Source organism: Bifidobacterium magnum, assembly GCF_000741255.1.
GTDB lineage: Bacteria > Actinomycetota > Actinomycetes > Actinomycetales > Bifidobacteriaceae > Bifidobacterium > Bifidobacterium magnum.
Map to the genome: position 1 here is coordinate 43684 of NZ_JGZB01000010.1, position 21678 is coordinate 65361.

At 61.4% G+C, this 21678-nt stretch carries 17 protein-coding genes and 2 pseudogenes; 13 read left to right on the forward strand and 6 right to left on the reverse strand.

The window, feature by feature from the left end:
* Nucleotides 1–74: 74 nt before the first annotated feature.
* The 4 genes from BMAGN_RS08570 to BMAGN_RS06920 all read right to left on the reverse strand — a co-directional run bounded on the left by BMAGN_RS08570 (nt 75) and on the right by BMAGN_RS06920 (nt 3864).
* A complete protein-coding gene (locus tag BMAGN_RS08570) occupies nt 75–1073 on the reverse strand; it encodes a hypothetical protein (RefSeq protein ID WP_022859387.1) in 999 nt (332 codons plus the stop codon).
* Between the two features lie 32 nt (nt 1074–1105).
* Nucleotides 1106–1963 (reverse strand): hypothetical protein, encoded by an 858-nt coding sequence (locus BMAGN_RS06905; protein ID WP_022859388.1) that lies wholly within the window; start codon nt 1961–1963, stop codon nt 1106–1108.
* A 57-nt stretch (nt 1964–2020) separates the two neighbouring features.
* The gene (locus tag BMAGN_RS06910) at nt 2021–3541 is read right to left on the reverse strand and encodes a hypothetical protein (RefSeq protein WP_022859389.1); all 1521 of its coding nucleotides are present in this window, start codon (nt 3539–3541) and stop codon (nt 2021–2023) included.
* A gap of 110 nt (nt 3542–3651) precedes the next feature.
* Entirely contained in the window at nt 3652–3864 is a 213-nt protein-coding gene (locus BMAGN_RS06920; protein WP_022859390.1) for a hypothetical protein, read from the reverse strand.
* A gap of 152 nt (nt 3865–4016) precedes the next feature.
* On the opposite strand from BMAGN_RS06920, the gene BMAGN_RS06925 reads away from it, so the two are divergent.
* From BMAGN_RS06925 to BMAGN_RS06940, 5 genes are all read left to right on the forward strand, one after another.
* Nucleotides 4017–4382: an MGMT family protein gene (locus tag BMAGN_RS06925; RefSeq protein ID WP_022859391.1), complete on the forward strand. Its 366-nt coding sequence runs from the start codon at nt 4017–4019 to the stop codon at nt 4380–4382.
* 112 nt (nt 4383–4494) lie between these two features.
* A complete protein-coding gene (locus BMAGN_RS07940; RefSeq protein ID WP_051126594.1) occupies nt 4495–5232 on the forward strand; it encodes an ABC transporter permease in 738 nt (245 codons plus the stop codon).
* Entirely contained in the window at nt 5196–6887 is a 1692-nt protein-coding gene (locus BMAGN_RS06930) for an FtsX-like permease family protein (protein ID WP_051126595.1), read from the forward strand. The genes BMAGN_RS07940 and BMAGN_RS06930 overlap by 37 nt, the downstream gene beginning before the upstream one ends.
* A gap of 157 nt (nt 6888–7044) precedes the next feature.
* The gene (locus BMAGN_RS07945; protein WP_022859392.1) at nt 7045–7938 is read left to right on the forward strand and encodes a Fic family protein; all 894 of its coding nucleotides are present in this window, start codon (nt 7045–7047) and stop codon (nt 7936–7938) included.
* A gap of 51 nt (nt 7939–7989) precedes the next feature.
* Nucleotides 7990–8442, forward strand: a complete 453-nt coding sequence (locus BMAGN_RS06940; RefSeq protein ID WP_022859393.1) for a PhzF family phenazine biosynthesis protein — start codon at nt 7990–7992, stop codon at nt 8440–8442.
* Here BMAGN_RS06940 and BMAGN_RS08360 read toward each other — a convergent pair.
* Entirely contained in the window at nt 8340–9758 is a 1419-nt protein-coding gene (locus BMAGN_RS08360) for a hypothetical protein (protein ID WP_152593221.1), read from the reverse strand. The genes BMAGN_RS06940 and BMAGN_RS08360 overlap by 103 nt on opposite strands.
* 244 nt (nt 9759–10002) lie before the next feature.
* Between BMAGN_RS08360 and BMAGN_RS06950 the strand changes: the two genes are divergently transcribed.
* The 5 genes and pseudogenes from BMAGN_RS06950 to glgA all read left to right on the forward strand — a co-directional run bounded on the left by BMAGN_RS06950 (nt 10003) and on the right by glgA (nt 18655).
* Nucleotides 10003–10362: a YccF domain-containing protein gene (locus BMAGN_RS06950; protein WP_022859396.1), complete on the forward strand. Its 360-nt coding sequence runs from the start codon at nt 10003–10005 to the stop codon at nt 10360–10362.
* Between the two features lie 248 nt (nt 10363–10610).
* Nucleotides 10611–15134: a glutamate synthase large subunit gene (gene gltB, locus BMAGN_RS06955; RefSeq protein ID WP_051126609.1), complete on the forward strand. Its 4524-nt coding sequence runs from the start codon at nt 10611–10613 to the stop codon at nt 15132–15134.
* A gap of 1 nt (nt 15135) precedes the next feature.
* A complete protein-coding gene (locus BMAGN_RS06960) occupies nt 15136–16611 on the forward strand; it encodes a glutamate synthase subunit beta (RefSeq protein WP_026501919.1) in 1476 nt (491 codons plus the stop codon).
* 95 nt (nt 16612–16706) lie between these two features.
* Nucleotides 16707–17175, forward strand: a pseudogene (locus BMAGN_RS06965) (tripartite tricarboxylate transporter TctB family protein).
* A 211-nt stretch (nt 17176–17386) separates the two neighbouring features.
* Nucleotides 17387–18655: a glycogen synthase gene (gene glgA / locus BMAGN_RS06970; protein ID WP_022859399.1), complete on the forward strand. Its 1269-nt coding sequence runs from the start codon at nt 17387–17389 to the stop codon at nt 18653–18655.
* 260 nt (nt 18656–18915) lie between these two features.
* Here the strand turns inward: glgA and BMAGN_RS06975 are convergent, their stop codons facing one another.
* Complete coding sequence (locus BMAGN_RS06975) at nt 18916–19428, reverse strand: peroxiredoxin (protein ID WP_238548777.1); 513 nt, start codon at nt 19426–19428, stop codon at nt 18916–18918.
* Nucleotides 19429–19561: 133 nt separating this feature from the next.
* Here BMAGN_RS06975 and BMAGN_RS06980 point away from each other — a divergent pair, with 133 nt between their 5' ends.
* The 3 genes and pseudogenes from BMAGN_RS06980 to BMAGN_RS06990 all read left to right on the forward strand — a co-directional run.
* Nucleotides 19562–20620, forward strand: coding sequence for a tRNA (adenine-N1)-methyltransferase (locus BMAGN_RS06980; RefSeq protein WP_022859401.1), 1059 nt, complete (start codon nt 19562–19564; stop codon nt 20618–20620).
* A 54-nt stretch (nt 20621–20674) separates the two neighbouring features.
* A complete protein-coding gene (locus tag BMAGN_RS06985; RefSeq protein ID WP_022859402.1) occupies nt 20675–21232 on the forward strand; it encodes a SixA phosphatase family protein in 558 nt (185 codons plus the stop codon).
* A gap of 54 nt (nt 21233–21286) precedes the next feature.
* Nucleotides 21287–21678, forward strand: a pseudogene (locus BMAGN_RS06990) (bifunctional [glutamine synthetase] adenylyltransferase/[glutamine synthetase]-adenylyl-L-tyrosine phosphorylase); the annotation flags it as partial.

The following is a 21678-nucleotide window of genomic DNA, read 5'->3' on the forward strand; positions in this document are numbered from 1 at the left end:
ATGGTGGGTTATATGCGTGTGCATATAACCCACCATTTGCGTTGAGCTACACGGTTCTAATCAATTGGGTAAACTCAACTTTCCACTTCACGCATATGCTCCAGCAGCTTGCCTGATTCTTCAGTAAGACTGCCATCCTCTTTGAGGAGGGGAGTGTCCAGCACGGCCTTGATGGAAGCTGCCAAACTGGCCGCCGCGGCCACTGACTGGCGTTCTTGGGCATCATACTGCGCATAATCGTCGCCACGTTCGCAGATCAAGCGATCCAATTCCTCTATGGCTGGCGCGAACTTGGCATCCAAATCGGCCAGCAATGCGTAGAACAGGTAAGCGCGGTCGCGGATGGCCACACACAAGTCATACGCGGCTTCCCATTGCGCGACATACTTGTCTGTCTCGGCGCTGTGCGCTTTGGCGTTTTCCAGATTCTTGCCGCCGTTGAGGCCGAGTACCATGCCAAAGGCTAGTAAAGCGGGCCCAGCCACGAGACCGCCAAGCACAACTGCGCCGCCCGCCATGCCCAATCCTCCGCCAGCAAGAGCGCCACCCCCGAAGAAGGCCAGCGTTGCGTTCGCTGCAGCCGCGCCGGACAGTGAGCTGATAGCTGTGCCGGTAGATGCTGTCGCCAAGAGTCCGGCGGCACCATAGGCGCTCATCGCGGTGAGAGCTCCGGCTCCCACCCCAGCAATTCCACCCTGCAACATCTGCGCGGCCATGTCGCTGAGCTGTTCTAGCTCCGAGAACGAGGCTTCGTCTACCTTGAGACGGCGTACTTCATCTATGCCTAAGGAATCGCGGAAATCGACATTCTTGAGCTGTTTGAACGAAGCCACGAAGCGTTGCATGTCATCGTCAAGAACGACCATCTTTTCTCGTCCCAATGATTGAAGTGCGGCGGAACATGCTTCGCGTTGTAATTCGAGGCGACCTGCAGCTACATCCCTGCGTTCTTCGGCATTCTGAATGAGATTCTTGGCTTTTGCGTTGTCTCCGAATCCTTTGATTCCTGCGGCGATGCCGGTTCCTCCCATCGCCACCGCGGCCGCTCCCAATATAAGCGGAATGAATACCATAATTGCCTATCCTTTCATAAATGGACTGCGGCTCAGCGCTTGAACCATCCGCCAATGGTGCTCGCCGCCGCGTTCCATGCGTCGCCGACCTTCTTTTGTGCGTCTTGCGCAGCTTTGCCCACTGCATCGGCCGCTTGCTGCGCCGCGGGGGCGACGTTGTGTTCAAATACGTGCTGCACGTTGTTGACGGCGTCCCCAACACCGTGTTGCACGCCTTGCATTGCGTTGCCGATTTGTTCGCCAGCCTGGCCCATGGCGTGGCCGATCGCTTCTCCGGCCTGGTCCACAATGTCCTTGTTTGCCACTTTGGCGGCGGGAACCTTCGGTACGGTTTCGTCATGGATGAGCGCTTGTGCGGCGTTCACTAATGTTTCCTGGCGTAACGTGAGCTCATTCACCTTGGCCTCCGCCTGGGCGTAGGAGAGACTGGAATTCTTGACCCGTTCAAGCTCCCGACCCACAGCCACGCAAGCGTGCATGAGCTGCTCCATTTGGTCCGCCACGCGCTGCTGGCGAATGGAAGTGCGGATCACGTGGTGTACAAGCCGGCGTTCATCATCGGTAGCGTTACCGTCGGCATGGATAAGCGCCAGCATGTCCCAAAGCAGCAGACGGGGAGTGACTCCTTCGGTATTGCCCACTCCATGGTCTTTCAACGCTTCATCCATTCCTTCGGAACTCAGTTCGTAGCGTTCCTGGCTATCATGGGCGCCAGCCATTCGCGCGGAATGCTGGTCTACGATTTTGTTCCGGTAGTTCCGGAAATGTTTGGGATCCAGTTCATTTCCGAGTTCATCGAACAGGTCGAGCTCGCGTTGGGCGGTGGTTCCGTCCAACGCAATCAGGTAATAGCACGCGGTAAGCGCGCCTTTGGCAGTGAATGCTGGCATGCTGCACCTTTCTGTGTAAGGGATTGGGTAGATCGTGTGTGTGATGCACGGGTTGATTCAAAGTACCAACGGGTCGTCGGAATCCATGAATTCGTCAAACTCTTGTTGTGACCGGAATTGCGCGTCATGGTGGAGAATGCGTTGAATGTCGGCGTTTGCGGCCAGGAATCCGTCAGGGTCATTGGCCACCAGCGCGGCGTCCATGGCTACCATCGCTTCGTTGAAAACCGACAAACGCTCACCCATATATTGCGATACGTTGCGGCTCAGTTGCGTGCGGTAACGCGTAATAAGCTCGACGACTTCGGCGCATTCACGTTCAATGCGGATGCGTTCTTCCTTGGCATGCTGATAATCCTTAGCCGATTCTTTGAGAATGGTGTATGTGGCCATGGCAAGCTGATAGCCGAGTGTTCCGCCCACCATGCCGGCGGCAAACTGCGCTCCGGCACTCAAGGAAAGAGCATGGGCGCCAGTTTGGGCTATGGCCGCACCGTACAGGTTTCCCAAGGCGCCAATGTTGTGGTCTGCGAGCGCATCCATGAATTCTTCCTGGTTGATTTGCCCGCGGGCCAAGGCATTGACCAGCTTGACGGTGTCCACGGCGCTATCCATGACAGCGGGCATGATTCCGGCGGCTCCCAGCGATTTGACATAGTCGCTGCCCGAATTCCGCATGGCTCCGGTGACGGCCGTGGAAATGGCGGTGGCCACATAGTCAAATGCGGCCGTCAGGGCGGTCGATTTCCCCGTATCTTGAGCGGCCTGCACCGGAGTTTTTTCTCCCTGTATGCACGCCACCAAATTCGTGATGAAAGCAACCGTTCCTGCTCCCACTGCGGCATGTTTGGCGTGCGCGGCGGCGGCCTCATGCACGTTTTTGACCACACCTTTGGCCGCTCCGTATCGCGCATGCTTCGCTTCGGTATTGGTGGCCCCAGCTTTGCGTAGATTGCGTTTGATGTGCTGGTTGCGGTCGATACGCTCTTGAATATGTTGCGCCGCGTTGTTGTCTCCGGATTCCCGCGCACGCTGCAACTTGTCGCGCAATGCGGCGATTGCGGCGTCAATCGAATCGGGTCCGTCGCCCATGAGCACGTCATAATGGTCGTCGGGGATGGCGATCGCGACATTGTGGTCCAGGTATTTGCGATGCTCGGGATCATTAAACTTCGCCAATGCCTCTTTGGCGTTCTTTCCCTCGAACTTGACCTGTATGCCCATACCGGGAATGGAACGTCCGTGACCGTCCAATACGGCGAGGTCCACAAGCGGATCATTGTTGTTGGTGCGCCGGACGCGTTGCGCCCGGCCTTCCCGGATGGCTTGTTCGTTCATATGCGCTTCGCATAGGATTTCACCGGCAAAGCCTTTGCGTGCGTCGGCGGGAGCACGATTACGCGCAAGCTGGCCCAGATCGCCCACTTTCCCGTCTGGATGTGCAGACCTGGCATCATGGTTGAGATAAGCGTTGAGATATTCCCGGACAATTTCGCCCTGTTGCTGGACCAGTTCGTCCTTTCCGGATCGTATCGCTTCCCGTATTGCATGATCGGCGTCGAAACGAAAATCTGTCATGATATTTCCTTACCAAGCGCGTGTGGAGGATGTTGTACCGTTCGAAGTCGCATAAATCGGAGAAAGGCGCCCCATAAGGAGCGCCTTTATTTATTAGTGTTGCGCAACGTTCATGACGAAGCGACGCATTGCGTCTTCTTCGGCCGGCCGCCTCCAACCCCGCGTCCCGGACGATTCTTGCGCCATTCTTCAATGGTCTCGTGTTTCCAGCCGCGCGTACGACCAATCATCGCGTCGGGCGCGGGCAGTTTCACCCCGGCCGACGACGCGTTCTGGATACCCAGCAGCGCTGCAACTTCTTTAACTGCCAAATAACGTTCCATTGTATAAAAATATTCCTTCATCGTTGGAGGATGGACTTCTAACAGTTCCCATTACATAGCATTTATGGCCGGGAATCAATGGAAAACGTTGATATTTAACGTATGTGCACAGTTTCTGCATATTTTCATGCTTCAGGCGGCATAATGATCATATGACTGAAGGATTTTCGCAAGCCGTCTACCGCATCGTCTCATCCATTCCCGCCGGCCGGGTCGCCACGTATGGAATGGTGGCCGAATTGGCGGGGCGTCCGCGTGCGGCGCGCATGGTCGGGGGAGTGCTGCACCATAATCCCGAGCCCGGCATTATCCCGTGTCACCGTGTCGTGTTCCGTGACGGCTCGGTCGCCCCCGGATTCGCGTTCGGCGGTCCCGGCAGGCAGCAGGCGCTGCTGGAACGTGAGGGCGTGCGTTTTATCGAGGGGAATGATCGCAACGCGGGCGCGCCCGGTCCGCGCGTGGACCTGAACGCGTGCCTGTGGGATGGCCGGACGGACGCGACTCATTCGCAAGGATGACGTCGCGCACCAATTCATTCTCCTGACCGACGCCCCGTCCCCGTCCTTTTCCGTATCGTTGGCGGCATCACGCCGTAAGGCGTACCTGAAACGATAGGAAAGGACGGGAATCATGTGGCGGTTGACGCTGACCATGATGAAGAAGAATGTGCGCATGCTTGTTCCCGCGGGCATCGCCGTGGTCATCAGCACCATGTTCATCACCTGCTCGCTCATATTCGGCGACGCGATGAGCGCGTCGATCAAGGACCAGGTGACCGCGGGATTCGGCAACGCGAACTGGGTGATGACCGCCCAAGACCATGAAGAAGACCCCGACTGGCAGCCCACGGTCGGCACGTTCAGCCTGGACCGTACGCGCACGATTGTGGACGGCACGAGCGAGGACGGGGCGCAAGCCAAACTTGCGGGCGTACGCGCCGACGTGCAAATCAGCGCCAGGCTCGTGTCGGGAAACGAAAGTTCGAACGGCGTGGCCATCTCCCCGGGATCGAACAACGCGCTGCTGCCGGTCACCATTAGTGAAGGCCGCCAGCCCAAGGGAGACAACGAAGTGGCCCTCCCCGCTGACCTCGCCCAACGGCTCCATATTTCCCTTGGCAAACATGTCGACATGGAAGCTGCGGTCGCGGCGGAAAACTCCAACACCATGCGCGATGTAACACGCCAGGTCACCGTGGTGGGACTCACCGAAGATCCGTACGGCGCATACGGATACTATGGCGGCGCCATGGTGTTGTCCGAAAACACGATCGCAGCGCTGCGCGGCAAAAGCTCGCCCAACGCCGCCGCACGTTCGCGCTGCTGCGCATTGTGGGCGCCCGCACCGACCAGGTCTACCGTTCCGTAGTGTTCGAATCCCTCATATTGGGAGCGGTAAGCTCCGCGCTCGGCGTGGGGGCCGGCGTGGGCGTCATGGAACTGGTCGCCCGGTCAGGCGCGCTTGGATCCATGGTGCATTTGCGTGTGGTGCTGACCGTGTGGACGTTCATCGTGCCCATCGTGTTCGGCACGATCGCTACCATAGTCGCCTCGCTCGGCGCGGCCCGCATGGCCACGCGCGTCACGCCGCTCGAAGCGATGCGTCCCATGGAAGCCGCGGACCAGTCCGCCACCCATCGCGGGCGCGCCATTCTCGGCACCGTCATGATGCTCGCCGGCATCGCGCTCGCCATATTCGCCATGCGCCACGTGGACCAGAGCTCTGCCATGCTGGCCGCCATGGCCGGCTGCGCGCTCCTGTTCATCGGCACCGCCGTAACGGCCAGGTTCTGGCTGCCATGGCTCATGAAAGGACTGGGAGCGCTCGCCAGCCACTGCGGGCCGTCCGCAAAACTCGCCGCCGCCAACATCTCCAAAAACCCGCGGCGCGTGGCCGCCACCGGCACGGCGCTGCTGATCGGCGTGACACTCGTCGCCACCATGGGCACAGGCGCCGCATGCGCCAAACAAACCATGGATACGGCGCTCGCCACACGCTACAGCACGGACGTCGTCATCACCGACGTGCCCCAAAACCAGGCCGACAAACTTGCCACACGCATCAAGGGCCAGGAAGGCGTACGCAACGTGCTTGCCGCACCGGTTGCCACCGTAACCGTTAAGGGACAAGTGCCGGCCGCCATGAAAGAAGACAACGCCAACACCACCGTACGGCTGCTCGGCGTTCCCGACATCAAGGCGCTCTCGGGCGTGCTCAACGTCGACTGCTCGCACCTCAAACTCGACGCGGACACGGTAATCCTGCCCGAATACCTGCCCGCCAACGGCAAAAAACTCGACCCCGGCGCCCACATCAGCGTCAGCGAACAGGATGACACGAGCCCATCGGCACCGGGCACAGTGAACCTTACGCCGCAAACGCTCGACTTCCGCGGAGTCCTCCCATATGGCGCGACCGCCGGATTCGTGAACGAGACGCTGTTCGACAACGGAACACTGCAAGCCGGATCCGCAATCCTGCTCATATCCATCGATCAGCACAGCGCCGCACCCATGTCCGACATCATGGACGCGCTCCACAGCGACATCGCCTCCATCGCCGCCGCCCAACTCGTCGGACCCATCGCCGAAAAACAACAGTGGGACCAGATGGTCGACATGATGCTCATGCTGCTTGTCGTGCTGCTCGCCGTGGCCGTCATCATCGCGCTCATCGGAGTCGCCAACACGCTCAGCCTCTCCGTCATCGAACGCACGCGCGAATCTGCCACACTACGCGCCATCGGCATGACCAAAGAACAGTTGCGCGCATCCCTCGGCATAGAAGCGTGCCTGATCACCCTGGTCGCCAGCATCACAGGACTCCTGCTCGGCACCGCATTCGGCGCGCTCGGCACCTACATGGTCATGAAACCCGCCGTAGGATCCTACAGTTTCGCCACCGACTGGCGCGTCGACATCGCAATCCTCGCCATCGCCATCCTCGCGGCGCTCGCCGCCAGCATCGGCCCGGCCAGACGCGCCAACAAGGTGCTGCCAGTGGAGGCGCTCGCCGAAAACTGACGGCGCGACACGCGGCAATTTCGACTAAGGCCGGGATACGGTTACGCTCCCGGCCTTTTTACAGGGTGCATTTACGAACATGCCGTACAATATGGTGCCTGTACACAAGGCGTGAATGCGGCGGCGGATGGCCGCATGCGGATAACAGAAGGATGTCATGTTCGTCGGCAAAACGGTTGATCAGAAAATCATGGAACTTCCGCTGGTGCTGGAAGCGCTGGCGAGTCGTGACGTGGTGGCCGAATCGTTACGTATCGCCGACCAGGCCAACGAGATGATTCTCGCCAAGGACTTGTGGGCCGAAAGCCAGTTCGCGGACATGGCCGAGTACCGTGCGGACTGGATCGCCCAATACACGTATTACGCAACCAAATATGAAGGCTCGCGCCTCTCCTTGCCGGAAACGGAGCGCGTGCTGTTCGGCCGCACGCTGCCGTCGGGAGCGAAATTGAACGACATGTATGCGGCCAAAGGCATGGGCGACGGCTTCAGCCGTGTGGAAGCCATGGCCGGACAGGAAACGTTCCCGGATATCCACGACATTGACGCGCTGCACCTGTTGACCGCGCTGGACGTGCCCGCCAGAAGGCGCGGTGTGTTCCGCCCCAGCGGCTATGAAGTCTATATCCAGGGTTCTTCGGCGCAGGCCGCTCCTTCCGAAGAAGTCGAACGCGACATGGTCGTGCTGCTGGAAATGGCGGCGCAACTGGATCGTTCAGTCCATCCGATTGTGCTCGCCGCCGCCGTGCACGCGCTGTTCGAAATGATCCACCCGTTTGTGGACGGCAACGGCCGTACGGGCAAGCAGCTCGTGAACGCGATGCTTATGCGCCACGGATACCAGCCCATCGCCATCCGTTCCAGCCAGTACGACATGTACACGGAGGCACTGGAACAGTGGAACGTGTACGACAATCCCGAGCCGCTGGTGCTACTGTTTGCCGAAACGGAATGTAAGGAAGCGGAAAAGGTGCGCGACACGTTGCAGCACAGCCTGCTCGTGGCGCAAATGTTCGGGCGCCAGTCCGCCGGCATGTTCGCCGCGCGGTAGCAGGAAGAATATCTCTTCCGCAGCCGGTAGCCATTAGGCGGAAGGGAAATCATGAGCATAAGGCAATACGTGGTGGACGCGTTCGCCGACCACCTGTTCGAAGGCAATCCGGCGGCCGTGTGCGTGCTGGATCATTATCCGTCCGACGAGCTCTTGCAGCAGATCACCAATGAGAACAGGCTGTCGGAAACGGCGTTTGCCGTACCCGAGCGCGACGGCTACCGGTTGCGCTGGTTCACACCGGGCGGTGAAATCGACTTGTGTGGGCACGCCACACTCGCCACGGCATACGTGCTGATGAACTATTACGACACGACGCTTGACACCGTGCGTTTCCATACGCAAAGCGGCGAGCTGAGCGTGCGCAAGCAGGATGGACGTTATGAAATGGACTTTCCGGCCTATGACCTCGTCCATGTGCCCGTGACCGAATCTCCCACATATTGGGAGAACGGATATACAGGGACCTTGCCATTGGATTTGGGAAGTCGGGGCTGTTTATAAAGGTAAGACGTGTGGCCATTAACGGGAATCGCTGTCTTGCAGCATTTTATCAATATGGGGATGATACAGCGTAGGCGGGTCGGACGGATCGAAGTTCTTGCGCCACTCTCTAGAAGGCGCTCGCCGGTATTTTCTGTTTCTGCTGAACCGAGTACAGGGGCATCAGTGCTTTCCGCTAGATGCAGATGGTCGATATCGTCGTAATCAGGTAATAAGGAAACCCATTCCTCGGAGTCTGAAAACAGTATGGAGAGCATGGAGCCATCCCAGGAATGCCCTTTGATTAACATTTCCGGTCCGGGCCCGATTCCCACTGTGATGTTACGGCCGTTGTCGGCGTAGGGAAAATGGCGGAACATGTCATTTCCCGTGGATGAATCGGTCTGCTGGAAATCATTTGCATAATAAACGGGAGTGTTCTCGAATACGGGACTGTCCATATAGTCGATGGTTGCGGACGGTGGCCACAGCAATACGGTGTCATTGGAACGTTCGGTTAGTCGGTATCCGAAACGGGAGAGAATTCTGGCGCAATTTTGCAATATTGCCATATCCTCCGTGTCTTCCACACACATGGAAAAAACGGTAAAATTGCGCCCTTCTCCTTGCACTTTACCTAGATATTTCGCATGCAGGCTTTTTCTGGCATGATCGTCCAGATACTGCTGTGTCATGAGGAAATATTCTTCGCCGACATATATCTTCCCGTTTGGGAGAATATGGCGTCCTCCATGCTTGCCGAATGAATCGTTGAAGATAAGAGTGTCCCGTTCCTCTCGGAAGAAATCGGGAACGGATACAAGTCCTTGTCCGTCAACAACTTTGACAACGAGGGACAGCCGGGTGGGGAAGGGCCTTACGGGAACTTTGAATTCCGGTTGACTGGCAAAATGCCATATTCCGTAGGACTTGGTATGAACCCGCAACCCTATGGAGGAGTCGTGGAGCAGTTTCCGTTCCTCTTGACCCATACCGTTGATGCCCAATTCCACATGCCACACATGTTCCTGTTCCCGCAAATAAAGCGGGAACAGGATGGCTCGACGGGAAGTGGTCGGGTCGAAGGATTCCGCGCTTTCGTCTTCATTCGAGTTGTACAGAGAACAATGCTGTGCAACGGGATCATCTTTTTGGTGGCGAAAAAATGGTGTGACACTGCTGGCTATTGTGAATCCGGCGGCAACAACGGGACGGTTGCATTCCGGGCATCGCAACCGTCGGCGTATGCTCTCCGGAGGTCTTGCCGGATAATATTTGCGCCATAGTTGTTGGGCGCTAATGATGTCACCAGAACCGTTCCATACAGCTTTATCCATAGCACCTTTGTGATGATCGATCTTTATTTAGAGTGGGGTAGTACTAGACAGTACAATATTTTTATCTGATTGGGAATAGATAAATATTGGAATTTTAGGAATATGATCGACATAATATCGAAATTATAGTAAATTCATTTCATCTTAATTGAATAAATTAACTAATAATATTGAAAGACGGGAGCCTGTCCCATCTCCCAATATTTTTCCCTATTTCCCAAGTGTCTTCCCTATACTGATCGTCATGAAAATTTTGGGAAACATTCTGTGGTTGGTATTGGGCGGACTTGAGATCGCGATGGGATGGGCCGTCGCGGGACTCGTCCTGTGCTGCACGATCGTCGGCATTCCGCTGGGAATACAGGCGTTCAAAATGGCTGGACTCACGCTCACGCCGTTCGGTCATACCGTTACGTACGGGGGAGGCGCGGGATCCGCGATCCTCAATATTCTGTGGGCCATATTTTTCGGAATCTGGCTCGCGCTCGGCTATCTGGTCGCTGGACTCCTCAACTGTCTGACGATTATCGGCATTCCGTTCGGACTGCAGGCGTTCAAAATGGCCAAGCTCGCGCTCTGGCCGTTCGGATCGGAAGTGGACTGACCGCTCGCCGCGCGCCGGAACTGTACTTATCTCCGAAATCTGACGAATAACCGTAATGTGGACACAAACATGGTCTGTTACATGGGAATCGATACTCTGTGAACACATTTTCGGCATCACCAACGGATTTCAAAGGGGTGAGCATGGAACCGACCACGCGCGCGGATTCTCGAACTCAAACGTCTCGAACAAAGGCTTTCCAGGCGACAGAACCACGATTGGACCTCACCATTCACGCCAAACAAGGCATGTATGATCCTGCCGCCGAACACGACGCGTGCGGCGTGGGCATGGTCGCCACCCTCAACGGACGCCCCGAACGCCGCGTCATTGACGATGCCATTGAAGTGCTCATCAACCTCAACCACCGCGGTGCCGTGGGTGCTGAGGAAAACACGGGCGACGGTGCCGGCATCCTCATGGCCATGCCGCACGAATTCATGCGCCGCGCCATAGGGGAGCACCTGCCCGAAAGCGGCCACTATATCGCCGGCATCGCGTTCCTCGACCGCGACCCGGCGGCCTGCGCCACGCAACAGCAGCGCATCGCGGCCATCGCCAAGGAAGAGGGCCTCGCCACGCTCGCCTGGCGCACCGTGCCCACGAACCCCGACGGCCTCGGCCTGCAGGCGCTGGCCACGATGCCCACGTTCACGATGCTCGTGCTTACGGATCCGGCAGGCGAACTCGAGGGCATCGGCCTCGACCGCGTGGCCTTCCGCGTACGCAAACGCGTCGAACATGAAGTCGGCACCTATTTCGCGTCGCTGTCCGCGCGCACGCTCACCTACAAGGGCATGCTCACCACGATGCAGCTGACCCCGTTCTTCCCGGACCTGCTCGACGAACACATGGCCAGCCGCGTGGCGATCGTCCACTCGCGTTTCTCCACGAACACGTTCCCGTCCTGGCCGCTGGCCCAGCCGTTCCGCCTCATCGCGCACAACGGCGAAATCAATACGATCCAAGGCAACCGCAACTGGCTGCAGGCGCGCGAAGGCATGCTCTCCTCGCCGCTGCTCGGCGACATCCAGGACCTGCTGCCGCTGCTGACGCCCGGATACTCGGATTCGGGCACCTTCGACGAAGTGCTCGAACTGCTCAATCTGGCGGGGCGGTCCCTCCCGCATGCCGTGCTCATGATGGTGCCGCCCGCATGGGAAAGCGACGAGTCGCTGTCCGACGACGTGCGCGCGTTCTACGAATACAACAACACGCTTATCGAACCGTGGGACGGCCCGGCCGATATCATTTTCACCGACGGTTCGCTGGTGGGCGCCGTGCTCGACCGCAACGGATTCCGCCCGGGACGCTGGATGGAAACGGACGACGGGCTCGTGGTGCTCGCCAGCGAAACGGGTGTGCTGCCCGGCATTGGTGAAGAGCATGTGGTGCGCCGCGGCAGGCTCGAACCGGGCCGCATGTTCCTCGTGGACACGGTGGCCGGCCGCATCGTGCCCGACGAGGACATCAAGAACGGCCTCGCGCACCTGCACCCCTACCGCCAGTGGCTTGAAGGCAACAGCGTGCGCCTCAACGACCTGCCGGCGCGCGAGCACGTGACCTACAACAGCCACTCCGTGCTGCGCCGCCAGCGCGCGTTCGGCTACACGCAGGAGGACCTGAACCTGCTGCTGGCGCCTATGGCGCAGACGGGCAAGGAGCCGCTTGGCTCCATGGGCAGCGACATTCCGATCGCCGTCTTAAGCGGCCACGGACGCATGCTGTTCGACTATTTCACGCAAAAGTTCGCGCAGGTGACGAACCCGCCGCTCGACTGGGAGCGCGAGCGCATCGTCACGTCGATCCGCTCCGCGATCGGCCCGGAACCCAACCTGTTGGAAGACAGTCCTGCGCACGCCAAGAAGATCGTGATCGACGAGCCCGTGCTCGACTCGGTACAAATGGCGCAGATCAAGCGCATCGACCGTGCGCGCGCCCTGGAAGGCTATTACCGCCCCTACGTGGTCAAGGGCCTGTACCAGGTGGCCGGGGGCGGCAAGGCGCTGCGCGAGCGGCTCGAGGAAATCATGGCGCAGGTGGACGCGGCGCTCGAGGACGGCTGCAACGTGCTGGTCCTGTCCGACCGCGATTCGAACCACACATGGGGTCCCATCCCGTCGCTGCTGCTGACCAGCGCCGTCCAGCACCACCTGCTGGCCAACCATACGCGCACGCAGATTTCGATGGTGGTCGAGACGGGCGATGTGAGGGAAATCCACCATGTGGCGCTGCTCGTCGCCTATGGCGCCGCGGCCGTCAACCCGTACCTGGCGTTCGATTCGGTCGAGCAGATGGCGCGCGCCGGCACGATTGGCGTCGACGCGGAAACGGCCGTGCGCAACCTCAAGCGCGCGCTTTCCACGGGCGTGCTGAAGATTATGAGCAAGATGGGCGTTTCCACGATCATGAGCTACCGTGGCGCGCAACTGTTCGAAGCCGTGGGCCTCAACCAAGACCTCATCGACGAGTACTTCCCGGGAACCGTTTCGCGAGTGGGCGGATGCGGTCTCGACGAGCTTGCCGAAGAAGTGGCGATGCGCCACCGCGTGGCCTATCCGGACCAGTGGACGGCCACCCCGCACCGTACGCTGCCCACGGGCGGCGAATACAAGTGGCGCCGCGTGGGCGAGGACCATTTGAACGATCCCGACGCGATCTTCCTGCTCCAGCAGGCCGTGGGCCGCGGCGACTACGGCATGTTCAAACGCTACACGGACCATATCAACGACACTTCGCACCGTTTGATGACGCTGCGCGGCCTCATGAACCTCGTCACGGACCGTGCGCCCGTGCCGCTTGAGGAAGTCGAGCCGGCTTCGGAAATCGTCAAGCGCTTCTCCACTGGCGCCATGAGCTACGGATCCATTTCCAGGGAGGCGCACGAAACGCTGGCCGTGGCCATGAACACGATCGGCGCCCGTTCCAACAGCGGCGAGGGCGGCGAATCCCCGGAGCGTCTGCTTGACCCGCTCAAGTGCAGCCGCATCAAGCAGATCGCCTCGGCGCGCTTCGGCGTGACGAGCAACTACCTGGTGCACGCCACCGACTTGCAGATCAAACTCGCCCAGGGCGCCAAGCCCGGCGAAGGCGGCCACCTGCCCGGCGCGAAAGTGCCGCCGTGGATCGCCGCGGTGCGCCACGCGACAGCCGGCACGGAACTCATTTCCCCGCCGCCGCACCACGACATCTATTCGATCGAGGATCTAAAGCAGCTGATCAACGACGCGAAAATGGCCAACCCGAAGGCGCGCGTGCACGTCAAGCTCGTCTCGGAGTTCGGCGTGGGCACCGTGGCCGCAGGCGTGGCCAAATGCCATGCCGACGTGGTGCTCATTTCCGGCCATGACGGCGGCACGGGCGCGGCCCCGCTCAACGCGATCCGCCACGCGGGCACGCCATGGGAGATCGGCTTGAGCGAAACGCAGCAGACGCTTGTGCTCAACGGGTTGCGTTCGCGCATCAGCGTGCAGTGCGACGGCGAGCTGAAAACCGGCCGCGACGTGATGGTGGCGGCGCTGTTGGGCGCCGAGGAATTCGGTTTCGCCACCGCGGCGCTTATCGCCGAAGGTTGCGTCATGATGCGCGTGTGCCAGAAGAACACATGCCCGCAGGGCGTGGCCACGCAGGATCCGGAATTGCGGGCGCGCTTCACGGGAACCCCCGAAGCGGTGATCAACTTCTTCATGTTCATCGCCGAGGAGGTGCGCGAACTCCTCGCCGCGCTCGGCTTCCGCACGCTCGAGGAGGCCGTGGGCCATGTGGAATGTCTGGAACGCAACGAGGCCATTGAGCGCTGGAAGGCTGCGGGAGTCGACCTGACCAACGTGCTGGCCATGCCCGGCCCGGTTCCCGGCACCGTGCTGCACCACACCGAAGACCAGCGCCACGATCTCGACCAGTCCATGGACGTGGAGCTCATCGGCTTGGCGCGCCCCGCGCTCGAGCATGGCGAGCGCGTGGAAATCCACCTGCCCGTACGCAACGTGAACCGCACGGTAGGCACGATGCTCGGCTACGAGATCACGAGCCGCTACGGCGAGGAAGGCCTTCCCGACAACACCGTCGACATGACGCTCACGGGTTCGGCCGGCCAGTCCGCCGGCGCGTTCATGCCTTCGGGCGAGACGCTGCGCATTGTGGGCGACGTAAACGACTACGCGGGCAAGGGCCTGTCCGGAGGCCGGCTCGTGGTAAGTCCTCCCGAAGGCGCGACCTACGACGCGCACACGAACGTGATCGCCGGCAACGTGACGGGCTTTGGCGCCACAAGCGGCGAGATCTTCATCGCGGGACGCGCCGGCGAACGCTTCGGCGTACGCAACAGCGGCGCGAGCATGGTGGTCGAAGGCGTGGGCGACCACGGCTGCGAATACATGACGGGCGGCACCGTGGTGATCCTCGGCGGCACGGGACGCAACTTCGCGGCCGGTTTCTCCGGCGGCGACTGCTACGTGCTCGACCTGGACATGGAACGCGTCAACCCGCAGGCCAAGGCGGCCGGCTCGCTGCGGTTCTCGCCGCTCGACGAGGCCGGCAAGGCTGTGGTGCGCGAACTCGTGGCCAAGCACGCCGAAGAAACGGGATCCGCGTTCGCCCGGGCGCTGCTCGAGGACTGGGACGCGGCCGCCGCGCGCTTCACGCACGTGGTGCCCGTCATGTACGAAGCGATGGCGCGGGCCATGGAACAGGCCCGCGAGGCCCATCTCGATTTCAACGAACCAGGCGTGTGGGATCGTCTGTACAGCACTGTGATGGAAGGAGCCCGGTAAGATGGCAGATCCACGAGGATTCCTGAAGGTCCGTACGCGCCACGAGGTCGAGGACCGGCCCGTCGAGCAGCGCGTGCACGACTGGAACGACGTGCACGCCCACGAAGGATTGCAGCCGTGGACGCAGGAGCAGGCCGCGCGCTGCATGGATTGCGGCACCCCGTTTTGCATGATGGGCTGCCCGCTGGGCAACATCATTCCCGAATGGAACGACCTGGTGCGCCAGGGACGCTGGCGTGAAGCGTACAACCGCCTGTCCATGACGAACAACCTGCCCGAAGTGACGGGACGCATCTGCCCGGCCCTGTGCGAATCGTCCTGCGTGCTGGGCATCCACCAGCCGCCCACCATGATCCGCAACGACGAGGTCACCATCATCGACCAGGCGTGGGAGCTCGACCTCGTCCAGCCCATGGCGCCACAGCGCATTTCCGACCGCACGGTCGCCGTGGTGGGCTCCGGTCCGGCCGGCATGGCCTGCGCGCAGCAGTTGACGCGCAGCGGCCACACCGTGGTCGTCTACGAACGCGACGACGCGATCGGCGGCCTCATGCGCTACGGCATCCCGAACTTCAAACTCGACAAGCACCTGATCGACCGTCGCGTGGCCCAGATGGAGGCCGAGGGCACGGTGTTCCGCCCCAACACGGAAATCGGCGTGGACATCTTCTGGGACGAGCTGCGCGACCGCTACGACGCGGTCGTGGTGGCCACGGGCTCGACCGTCGCCCGCGACATGGACCTTCCCGGACGCGATCTTGAAGGCATCCATTTCGCCATGGAATACCTTCCCGACGCCACGCGGCGCGTATACGGCGTGCCCGAACGCCACGGCATCGACGCGGCCGGCAAGCACGTGGTCATCATCGGCGGCGGCGACACGGGCTCCGACTGTCTGGGCACGGCGATCCGCCAGGGCGCCGCGGACGTGACGGTATTGCAGATCATGCCCCAGGAACCGGCCTGCCGTCCCGACAACCAGCCGTGGCCCACCTTCGCGCGCCTGTACCAGAAGACGAGCTCCATGCAGGAAGGCGGCACCTACCTGTACAACACGGACTCCGTCGAATTCGTCGGGGACGAGTCGGGGCACGTGCGCGGACTCAAAATCGTGGACGTGGCGCCGGGCGAAAACGGCCCGTTCACGCGCCAAAGCGGCACCGAACGCGTGATTCCCGCCGACCTCGTGCTCATCTCGGTCGGCTTCCTGCATCCCGACACCACCACGCTGGAACGCCAGCTGCCCGTGGACCTCGACGCGCGCGGCAACATCGCCCGCGACGACGCGTTCGCCACTTCCCAGGACGGCGTATTCGCCTGCGGCGACGCGGGCCGCGGCCAGAGCCTCGTGGTATGGGCCATCGCCGAGGGCCGCTCCTGCGCGGCCGCGGTCGACGAGTACCTGACGGGTTCTACGGAACTGCCGCGCGCGATAGTCGCCTCTGCGCGGCCAGTACAATTGCCCCGCCGCGCGTAACGATCCGCTACACTGGGCACCATACGTGTGCCCGGCGGCGGACCATCCGTCGTTCTACAGTGGGCACGACTGGTGTCAAATGAAGGGAGCAAACGATGCCGAATCGTGCGGAGCGTCGAGCCCAACAAAAACGAGACCGCGGGGGAGTGCCGCAGCAGTACGACTCCACGAAAGGCCGCGGACGCTCGGGAATGCTCGACGAGGCGCAACTGCAGGAGCGGTCGCGCCGCGTCAAGGAAGGGTCCAGCGAATCCTGGAAGCCCACGAGCAGCGTGATCGAGGCCTCCGACGCGCACGGACTGGCCGAGGTGGAACTCAAGGACGATTCCGAAAAGGTGTTCAAGGCGCCGCACTCCGTGCGCCAGGTGTTCCGCATGATCACGTGGATCGTGATCGTGCTGTCCGCCATCGCCTTCTTCGTGGTGATGTGGCTGCCCAACCATCCGATGTGGCTGATCATCACCGTGTCCGCCATCTTCGCGGCGGGCGTGCTGAGCCTGTTCTTCGACGCGGGGGGACTGGCGCAACAACCCGAACCTGGACCAGAACGGCACCGCCGTCTGACAGGCGAATGAACCATGAAGGGACCCGGCTTGAAGCCGGGTCCCTTGTCTCTTGGAAAAAATATGGCGCCATATTGCGACACCGCGTTCGCGGATGATGTATATTGGCGGGTGTCGTGTGGCACCGAAGCCGCATGGCGCGTATTGTCGGTAAATGAAACACAGTGATTGCAAGTATTTACCGGCATGAATAACGAAAGAAAGGATCGGCGATGAAGGTCGATATCCTCACACGTGAGTACCCCCCGGCCATTTATGGCGGCGCTGGCGTACACGCCGAAGAACTGTCGAAAGTGTTGGCGGAACGCATTGACGTAACGGTGCGCGCGTTCGACGGCCCGCGCTTGGCGGTGGACATTCCCCAGATTCCAAGCGAGAACCCGGCGGGAAGCTTGCGCGTGGTCGGCTATGACGTGCCGGAAGAGTTCGCCGACGACAATCCGGCGCTCAAAACCTTCGGCGTGGACTTGCAGATGGCCAACGACGTGGAGTCCGAGCTCGTGCACGTGCACACGTGGTACACGTGCCTCGCGGGACGCCTCGCCCAGCAGCTGCACGAGATCCCCATGGTGATCACCGCCCACTCGCTCGAACCGTTCCGCCCGTGGAAGCGCGAACAGCTGGGCGGCGGCTACAACCTGAGCACTTGGGCCGAGCGCGACGCCTACGAGCACGCCGACCGCATCATCGCCGTCTCCGGCGGCATGCGCAAGGACATCCTGTCCGCCTACCCGAACGTGGATCCGAACAAGGTCGTGGTCGTCCACAACGGCATCACGCTCGCCGATTTCGCCACTCCCGACGCCGACGATCCGGGCTGGGGAGTCTTCGACCGCTACAACATCGACCGTTCCAAGCCGACGCTGCTGTTCGTCGGCCGCATCACGCGCCAGAAGGGTCTGCCGTACCTGCTGCAGGCATTGCACTACGTGGATCCGGAGATCCAGGTCGTGCTGTGCGCGGGCGCCCCAGACACCCCGCAGATCGCCAAGGAAGTCAAGGACGGCGTGGCCGCGCTGGAAAAGACGCGCGGCAACATCGTGTGGATCGAGGAAATGCTGCCCAAGGACGAGCTCAACGCGCTTGAGCACGGCTGCGACGCGTTCATCTGCCCGAGCATCTACGAGCCGCTGGGCATTGTGAACCTGGAAGCTATGGCATGCGGGCTGCCGGTGGTCGCTTCGGCCACGGGCGGCATCCCGGAAGTCGTGGTGGACGGCGAGACGGGCTATCTCGTGCCGATCGACCAGCTGCATGACGGCACGGGCACCCCGACCGACCCCGACAAGTTCGTGCACGACATGGCCGACGCCATCAACCGCATCTTCGAGGATCCGGACCGCGCCGAAGCCATGGGCGTGGCCGGCTACGAACGCGCGCGCGACCACTTCAGCTGGGAACGCATCGCCGACCAGACGATCGCCGTCTACCAGAGCGTGCTCGACGAATTCCACGCCAAGCACTCCGGCGAACAGGAGTAATCCCTTCGCGCCATACGCTATGGCGTACATGTAAGAAAAGGCCCCGCATTGCGGGGCCTTTTCTTATCCGTATCCTTTTTCCATCCGTCTTGTGCATTTTGAGACAGGCACGCCGCGGTTCATGTCGCAAAATGCACAAGGGCATGCGCAAAACGGGCGATGGGGAAGAAACGTTTGCGCCGGGCCTCTGCAACGGTGCGCAAGAGCATGAAAAAAGGCCCGCGCGGATGCGCGGGCCGGCAATCAACGTTGGCGTCGACTCACTTGGCGATCTTGCCGAGCAGGTCCACGACGTGGCCTTCCGGGTTGACGTCGTATTCGGCGGACACGATCTTGTCCTCGCCGTCCAGCACGAAGGTGGAGCGCACGACGGCGTATTCCTTCTTGCCGTCCTCGAAGGTCTCCTTGACCGTGCCGTACAGCTTGTGGACCTCGTAGTCCGGGTCGCTCAGCAGGATGAAGTTCAGGCCGTTCTTCTCGCGGAACTCCTGGAGCTTGTCCACGCCGTCGCGGGAAATGCCGATGACGGTGTAGCCGGCCTTCTCGAACTTCTCGAGGTTGGCCTTGAAATCGTTGGCTTCGATGGTGCAGCCGGAGGTCATGGCCTGCGGGTAGAAGTACAGGACCACGTTCTGGTGCTTGAAGTCGGCGAGCGCGTAGTGCTTGTACTCGTCGGACTCGAGTTCGAAGTTGGGGGCCGTCTCTCCCTTGTGGAGGCGGACTGGATGCTCAAAGGACGGCTTGTGGTCGTCGGTCATTACTGTTTCGTTCATGGTTCGTATCGTAGGGTCGTGTTCCTGAACGTTTGCTGAACAATGCATGGAAATATGCGAAATTCTTGTGCGCGACCCGTGATGTTACGCTAGGTAGCGTTTGTATTGGCTATTGAATACGCAAGGAGCGCATATGCGTCGTGGTCCGCTGCAGGCCGGCGAGAAAGTTCAGTTCACCGACCGCAAGTCCAACAAAATTACGGATCAGCTCGTGGCGGGCGGCGTCACGCAAACCCCGCACGGCATCATTCTCCATGACGACGTGATCGGCGGAGGCGAGGGCGTGGTGGTGACCACCGTCAACGCGAAACGCGAGGCGCAAGTCAATCCCGACCATCCCGAACGCGACGCGAACAAGCCGTGGAAGGCGGCGCGCGCCATCGGCGGCTGGCAGTACAGCGTGATGCGCCCGCGCCTGGCCGACTATGTGCTCTCCATGCCGCGCGGCGCGCAAATCATGTACCCCAAGGACATCGCGCAGGTGATCCAGCTGGGTGACATCCGCACGGGCATGCGCGTGCTCGAATCGGGCGCGGGCTCGGGCGCCATGAGCATCAACCTGCTCGACGCGGTCACGCCGGGCGGATCCCTGACCACGATCGAGCTGCGCCCCGAGTTCGCGAAGGTCGCCATGGCCAACGCCACGCTGTACTTCGGTTCGCGCCCCGACTGGTGGCGCCTTTTGGACGGCGACTTCGACTCCGTGGCCGCCACGCTGGAAGAACACTGGTTCGACCGTGTGGTTCTCGACATGCTCGACCCGTGGAACCGTTTGGACGCCGCGTGGCGCGTGACGGCGCCCGGCGGCGTGCTCACCTGCTATGTGACGACCACCACGCAGATGGACCGCCTGTGCCAGGCCCTCCACGAGTCGGGACGCTGGACCGAGCCGCAAGTCCAGGAGACGCTGGAACGCAACTGGAAGGTGCAGGGCCTGGCCGTGCGCCCCGACCACCAGATGATCGGCCACACGGGCTTCCTCGTGGTTTCGCGCGCCATGGCCGACGGTTTCCAGGCCCTCCACAAGCGCGAGCGTCCCGCCAAGGACGTGAGCACGGACGTGGACTCGCTGACCGACGAGGAACGCGCCACGCGTTGGGAGGAGCTTGAGCTGCGCGACATTTCCGACCGCAAGCTCAACAAGGTGCTGCGCGACCTGGACGCGCAAATTCGTTCGCTGGGCGAACAGTGACGCGCCGTGGCGCGCGGTTGTAGGCTGAACATGTCGGAAAGGTGGGCGTGACGCATGAATTTGAAGAAGTTGGCGAAATCGGTGCACGAATACCCGTATGTGCTGTTGGTGATGCGCCATGCGAAAACGGAGCCGTTCCACGCGCAGGGCGACTTCAACCGCGAGCTTACGGACAAGGGCCTCAAGCAGGCCAAGCTCGTGGCCAAGGGGCTTGAGCGCATGGACCTGGTGCCCGACCAGATCGACGCGTCCAGCGCCGTGCGCACGCGCCAGACGTGCGAGCGCATGCTCAAGGTGTTCGGCGACAAGCCGAAGGTCGCGTGGCATAAAAGCCTGTACGAGGACGGCGTGCAGTCCGTGTTCGACATGCTGGCCGAATGCAAGCCCAAACGCCACACGCTCATGGTCCTGGGCCACGAGCCGACCGTGTCGATGGCGTGCCAGTGGCTGGCGAGCCCGCAGTCGGACCCGGCCACGCTCGACCTGCTCAACCTGGGCCTTTCGCCCGCGAACGTGGCGATTTTCGGTTCGGGGCTGCCGTTCAACTCCTGGCAGCTGCACCAGGCGGCCCTGTTGGACGTGATCGGCGCGAAGGACTGCAAGGACGCCTGACCGCGTCCCGGGCCCGTCGCCCCACAGTGAAACGCCGCGCGTACATTGGTAGGTATGCAACAGACTCAGGGATATGCGTTAAGCGTGCGCGACGCGATCCGCGCGGGATTGCGCGACACGGCGGGCGCGAGGAAAGTGTGCGACGAACTGGCCGAAGCGGGCGTGGACGCGGACCGCGTGCGGCTGCTGGTCTCATCCCTGGCGCACGCCGCCGACCCGGACACGGCGTTGCGCAACTACGTGTTCATCGGACGGGACCTGGCGATGCAGGGCGTGGCGCTGCGCGATCTCGTTCCGGGCGAAGAAGCCATGGCGCGCCTCGTAGCCGTACTGGGTTCGAGCGACGCGCTCGGCAAACTCATGCGGTTCCGCCCGCGCCTCGTGGCCGCGGCGGCCACCGACCCGGACGGGTACGCCGCCATGGACCGCGCCGCGCGCATCGCGGC